The sequence below is a fragment of the Luteimonas sp. 3794 genome, assembly GCF_031456825.1.
Taxonomy (GTDB): domain Bacteria; phylum Pseudomonadota; class Gammaproteobacteria; order Xanthomonadales; family Xanthomonadaceae; genus Luteimonas.
In genome coordinates this window covers 80,594-86,701 of the sequence record NZ_JAVDVJ010000014.1, presented here as the reverse complement: position 1 = coordinate 86,701, position 6,108 = coordinate 80,594, and the positions used below count along the sequence as shown (strand labels likewise).

Sequence of the window (6,108 nt, the reverse complement as noted above, 5' to 3'; positions counted from 1 at the left end):
GCACCCGCGCGGTCTGGATCGAGTCGCTGCCGGCCAGTCGTTTCATCGCACGTCCGGCCTCGCGCAGCACGCGAGGCGTTCGGCGCCGTTACGCGCAGTTCGGATCGAATTGCTCTCGGCTTTTCATTGCATCGCACGTCCCGCCCGGCGAAGCACGCCGGGCGTTCGGCGCACCCGCGCGGTCTGGATCGAGTCGCTGCCGGCCAGTCGTTTCATCGCACGTCCGGCCTCGCGCAGCACGCGAGGCGTTCGGCGCCGTTACGCGGCATGCCGCGTGAGCAACGGCGCCTCACCCCCTCGGGTGATGGGTGGTGTGGAGGCGCTTGAGCTGTTCGCGGGCGACCAGGGTGTAGATCTGGGTTGTCGACAGGGAACTGTGGCCCAGCAGCATCTGCAGCGCGCGCAGGTCCGCGCCGTGGTTCAGCAGATGGGTGGCGAAACTGTGGCGCAGGCCGTGCGGGCTGATGCGGGCGGGATCGATGCCGGCGGTGGCGGCATGGCGTTTCACCAGCACCCAGAACTGTTGCCGGGTCATCGCCGCGCGGCGCGCGGTCAGGAACAGCGGCGTGTCGCCAGCGGCATCACGCGCGAGGCCTTTGCCACCGGCCAACGTCGGCCGGGCCTCGTCGAGGTACCGCCGCAACCAGTGCTGCGCTTCCTCGCCGAGCGGCACCAGACGCGTGCGCTCGCCCTTGCCGGTCACCCGCAAGGCGCCCTGGCGCAGGTTGACGCCATTCGCCGGCAGGTCGACCAGCTCGCTGACGCGCAGGCCGCAGGCGTACATCAGTTCCAGCATCGTACGGTCGCGCAGGCCGTCGACGCTGGTGATGTCGGGCGCGTCGAGCAGCGCGTCGATCTCCGACTCGCCCAATGCCTTGGGCAGGGAGCGCGGCAGCTTGGGCGGTTCGAGCAACGCGGTGGGATCATCAATCCGTCCATGCCGGCGCTGGCGGTGCGCGAAGAACGCGCGTAGCGCGGACAGCAGGCGCGCGTTGCTGCGCGGCGACCAGCCATGCCGGGTGCGCCAGGCGAGGTGTTCGAACAACGCAACGCGATCGGCATGCGCGATGCCGCCATCACGACCGTCACGCCAACGCGCGAGGCCTTCCAGATCACGCCGGTATGCGTCCGCGGTCTGTCTGGCGATGCCGTGCTCGGCCCAGAACGCATCCAGAAACCCCTCAATGTCGTGGCGATCCTCATCGCGCAACGGCGGCAGCGCGATCGCGAGGGCGCGGCGCTCTGCAGGCGTGGTCGTAGGGCTGCGGCTGGACATCGACACCAGCTTAGACGGTCGAGGCTGCAGCTATGCTTTGTCGATGTCCGACGCCCCCGCCCCGCCCACCACACCGCCCCGGCCATGGATCGGCTGGCGCCTGCTGGCGATGTTCTACGACCTGTGGCCGGCGCTCGCCCTGTGGCTGCTGTTATCCGCCGCCTTCACCGCGGCTTTCACCTTCCTCGGCCACCACGATGCGCACGAAAACATCGCGCCGCTGAGCGGGCTGCAGCTCGCGTTGTGGGCAGCGTGTTGGCTGGTGACCGGGCTGTATGCCGTCATCAGCTGGCGCAATGGTGGGCAGACATTGGGCATGCGGCCCTGGCGCCTGCGTGTGCGCACGCTGGATGGCGGCAGGGCGTCGACGCCGGCATTGTGGCTGCGCTTCTGCGTCGCGACGTTTTCCGTACTGGCCGGCGGCCTTGGATTCTGGTGGGCGTGGGTCGATCGCGAACGATTGACCTGGCACGACCGTGCGAGCGGGACGCGGGTGCTGCGCGATGCGAAGCGGCGTTCGGCGGACGGGTGATTCGCCGAGCTTGAGAGACTCATGTCCCAAGCCGTGGTACCCGGGCGGGAATGCTGCCTCGCTACCCGACTCGTCATGCCGGCGCCCGCCGGGATGACGGCATCGCGGCCGCAGTGAAGCTGTCGAGCGATGGAGCGGCGTCGCACGTGCGCGATTGCCCCCGCCTCCCGTCGTCCCAGCGAACACTGGGATCCAGTCTGGCCTTGGTGACGGCGCAGAAGATCAAGATGGACCCCGGCGTTCGCCGGGGCGACGGCTCAAGTTTCTGCCGCGCCCTGGGTTACAGCGCACGATCTGCTTGAAATGCCCGCGTCGCCCTCGCCAAGCACGCGAGCTGCTCACGCCGGTCGCGCGGCTTCGACCGACACCTTATCGGCTACTCACTGGATCGCACGTCCGGCCCGGCGAAGCACGCCGGGCGTTCGCGCCCGCCACGCGGCGATGCCGCGTGCTCGACGGGCGCTCACCCACTCCGGCGGCGGAAGAGGGCCCATGAGACGGTCAGCATGACCATTGGCGGAATGAGATAAGCCAAGCGGTAATCCAGGTGGTAGACCGCGGCCAGCTTGACGACCTGCGTCTGGCCCAGCCAGAAGCCCAGCGCAAAAACCACGCCGATGAAGAGCCGCGTGCCTGCATTGCCGCTGCGCAAGGAGCCGAATGCGAAGGGAATGGCGGCCAGGCACAGGGCCAGAACGTTGAGCGGGTAGAACCAGCGTCCCCAGTAGTGCTCCTCGAATTCGCTGGCGTCGAGCTGGTTGCGATGCCGGTAGTCGATGCCCGCGCGCAGCTCGCTGGCGGGCATGTAACGCGGCCGCCAGATGTTGCTGGCGCTCGCGGCCAGCGTGGTCGCATCGAGTTGCGAGTCCCAGTGCTCTTCCAGCGCCTCGGTGCGGGTCACCGCGCGCGGCTCGAACCAGGTGCGTTGCACGTCCCGCAACAACCAGCCGCCCGCGCCATGCTCGGCGGTCTTGGCATAGGCCACCGATTCGAGGCGACCGTCGCTGGCGAATTCGAACAGGCGCACGTCCTGCAGCTGGATCCGGGCACCGGCGCCGTCGCTGATCTCGGTGCCGTTCTGCGCGTTGAGGAAGGTGTCACCCTCGCGCGCCCACAGGCCCGAGTACCGGCCGACGATCATGTCGCTTGAGCGCGCGGCCGACTTCATGCTGTCGGCGCTGCGCTGGGCCATCGGCCCAAGCGTCTCGCCATTGAGCACCATGACCGCGGTCAGCACCAGCAACGGCAGCGCGACCGACACGCTCAGCCGCGTGCGCGACAAGCCCACGGCACGCATCGCGATGAGTTCGGACGTGGCCGCCAACTGGCCCAGCCCCATCAGCGAGCCGATGACTGCCGCCGTGGGAAACATCACGTAGGCACGTCGCGGCAAGGTCTGCAGGATGTAGGTCACCGCGCCGAAGTAGGTGTAGTCGCCCTGGCCGACGGCGCCGATCTCGCTGACACCGGCCATCACCGCGTCGAGACCGACCAGCACCATCCAGGTTGCCAGCACCATCACGGTGACGACCTTGGCCACGTAGACATCATGGATGCGCAGCAGGGGCCTCATTGCACGCGCTTCCATTTGGGCGCGGTGACCCGGCCATCTTTGAAATACATCCAGGCCGCGAATCCGAGCAGCGGCAGCACCAGCCACCACAGCCCGAGCAGCACCGGAATGCGCCCTTCGGCGACCCAGTCCTTGCCGAGCATCATCAGGTTCATGCCCATCACATAGGCCAGAAAGCCGGTCATCATCCGGCCGTAGCGCGCCTGGCGCGGGGGGCTGCGCGCGAGTGGCACGGCCAGCAGCGCGAAGGCCAGCGTCAGCAGCACGGGCGCGAGGCGGTAATGCAGTTCCGCGTGGGCCGCTGGGCGCGCATCGCCGAACAGCGCGAACGTCGGCTGCAGGTCGGGATCATTCCCGTCCGCACGCGATTCCACCGCTGGCAAACGCAGTTCATTGCTCGCATAGCGCATCAGCCGGTAGTCGAGACCGGCATCCAGCGGGCCTTCGACGCGAAACCCTTCGTCCAGGCGCAGGAAGCGCTCGGTGCCGTCGATGCTCAATGCGCCGGTCAGCGAGGTGGTGACATCCATGCGCCCCTCGTCCTGGCGATAAACGAACACGCGACCGAGCTTGCTGCCGTCGTCCGACATGGCGTTGACGTAGACCACGCCGCCACCGCCGGGGAACTCGACGAAACGCCCGGCCTCCAGGCCGGACACCAGCAGGCTGCGCTGCCCGGCCTCGATCATCTGCTGGGAGTAGTCGCGCGCCCACGGACCCAGCCATAGCGAACAGGCGCCGATCACCAGCAGCATCGGCACGACCACCAGCGACAGCGGTCGCAGCAGACGCCTTGGCCCGATGCCGACCGAGGTCAGCACCGGCATCTCCGAATCACGGTACAGACGGCCGAACCCCAGCATCAGGCCGAGCATCAGGCCCAGCGGCAGGATCAGCGGCAGGTAGTTGAGGACCTGCAGGCCGAGTTGGGCCAGCATCAGGCCGGCCGGCACGCGCCCGCGGGCGATGTCGCTCAGCACGTCCGCGAATACGCCGCCGAGGCTCACGATCAGCAGCACCACGAGGGCTGCGAAGGTGGACTGGGCGAGCTCGCGGGACAGGTATCGGTCGAGCTTCGACATCAGGTGTGGGGGCTTTGCTTTAGACTTGGGGGTTCGTCCAGCCGCGCCAGCACGGCGCTTCTGCGGCGGCAAGCCTGACACGGGCGCCGCGCGCTGGACCATGAAGTGTACCGATCACCCCATGGAATCTGGTTGATGACCCTCGAATTCTCCCTGAACCAAGCGTCTCCCGCCGCCCTGTCCAGTGATTGCCTCGTCGTGGGCGTCTTCGCCGACGGTCCGCTGGCCGGTGCCGCCGCGGCGATCGACACCGCCAGCGGCGGCCGTCTGTCCACCCTCGCCACCCGCGGCGACGTGTCCGGCAAGGCCGGTCGCACCAGCCTGCTGCACGACCTGCCGGGCGTCACGGCGCCGCGCGTGCTGACGGTCGGCCTGGGCGAGCGCGCCAAGTTCGGCGTGCCGCAGTACCTCAAGGCGGTCGCCGATGCCGTGCGCGCTTTGCGCGACGGCAACAGCAGCAATGCCGCGATCGCACTCGCCGATCTCGACGTTGCTGGTCGCGACACCGCGTGGAAGATCCGCCAGACCGTGGTCGCCGCCGACCACGCCGCGTATCGCTACGTGGCCACCCTGGGCGCCAAGAACAAGAAGCGCGAACCCGACACGCTGACCGCGATCTCGATCGTCGGCGACGACGCCGATGCAGTGACCCAGGGCAAGGCGATCGCCGCCGGCGTCAAGTTCGCCCGCGAGCTCGGCAACCTGCCGCCGAACATCTGCAACCCGGCCTATCTGGGCGAGCAGGCGATGACCTTCGCCTCGCGCTTCGAGAAGGCGTCGTGCGAAGTGCTCGAAGATGCGCAGATGGAAGCGCTGGGCATGGGCTCGCTGCTCGCCGTGGCGCGCGGTTCGGCCAACCGCCCACGCCTCGTGGTGCTGAGCTGGAACAACGGCGGCGACGCCAAGCCCTACGTGCTGGTCGGCAAGGGCATCACCTTCGACACCGGCGGCGTCAACCTCAAGACGCAGGGCGGCATTGAGGAAATGAAGTTCGACATGTGCGGCGCGGCGACGGTCATGGGCACGTTCGTGTCCGCGGTCGGCCTCGACCTGCCGATCAACCTGCACGTGATCGTGCCGGCGGTGGAGAACGGCATCGACGGCGACGCGTATCGCCCGTCGGACGTCATCACCAGCATGTCGGGCAAGACCATCGAAGTCGGCAACACCGACGCCGAAGGCCGCCTGATCCTGTGCGACGCGCTGACCTACGCCGAGCGGTTCGATCCGGCCGCACTGGTCGACGTCGCCACGCTGACCGGCGCCTGCATGGTCGCGCTCGGCACCCAGGCCACCGGCCTGATGAGCAAGCACGACGATCTGGCCGCCGAACTGCTGGCCGCCGGCGAGCACGTGTTCGACCGCGCGTGGCGTCTGCCGCTGTGGGACGAATACCAGTCGATGCTCGATTCCAACTTTGCCGACGTCTACAACATCGGCGGCCGCTGGGGCGGCGCGATCACCGCAGGCTGCTTCCTGTCGCGCTTCACCGAAGGCCAGCGCTGGGCGCATCTCGACATCGCCGGCAGTGCCAGCGGCAGCGGCAAGATGGCCTACGCCACCGGTCGCCCGGTCGGCCTGCTGAGCCAGTGGCTCATGGACCAGGTCGCCTGACCGGTCCGGGCCTCGCGGGGATGCGGTATCA

General features: G+C 68.5%; 5 protein-coding genes. 2 read left to right on the top strand and 3 right to left on the bottom strand.

From position 1 onward, the window contains the following. Positions 1-289: 289 nt before the first annotated feature. The gene (gene xerD, locus J2X52_RS15440) at positions 290-1,276 is read right to left on the bottom strand and encodes a site-specific tyrosine recombinase XerD (RefSeq protein ID WP_310155318.1); all 987 of its coding nucleotides are present in this window, start codon (positions 1,274-1,276) and stop codon (positions 290-292) included. 43 nt (positions 1,277-1,319) lie between these two features. Between xerD and J2X52_RS15435 the strand changes: the two genes are divergently transcribed. Continuing rightward, positions 1,320-1,808, top strand: coding sequence for an RDD family protein (locus tag J2X52_RS15435; protein ID WP_310155316.1), 489 nt, complete (start codon positions 1,320-1,322; stop codon positions 1,806-1,808). 463 nt (positions 1,809-2,271) lie between these two features. Here the strand turns inward: J2X52_RS15435 and lptG are convergent, their stop codons facing one another. Then, positions 2,272-3,381, bottom strand: a complete 1,110-nt coding sequence (gene lptG, locus J2X52_RS15430; RefSeq protein WP_310155313.1) for an LPS export ABC transporter permease LptG — start codon at positions 3,379-3,381, stop codon at positions 2,272-2,274. Further along, complete coding sequence (gene lptF / locus J2X52_RS15425) at positions 3,378-4,463, bottom strand: LPS export ABC transporter permease LptF (RefSeq protein WP_310155307.1); 1,086 nt, start codon at positions 4,461-4,463, stop codon at positions 3,378-3,380. Before lptF ends, lptG begins: the two co-directional genes overlap by 4 nt. Positions 4,464-4,598: 135 nt before the next feature. Between lptF and J2X52_RS15420 the strand changes: the two genes are divergently transcribed. Beyond that, entirely contained in the window at positions 4,599-6,077 is a 1,479-nt protein-coding gene (locus J2X52_RS15420; protein WP_310155304.1) for a leucyl aminopeptidase, read from the top strand. Positions 6,078-6,108 lie beyond the last annotated feature (31 nt).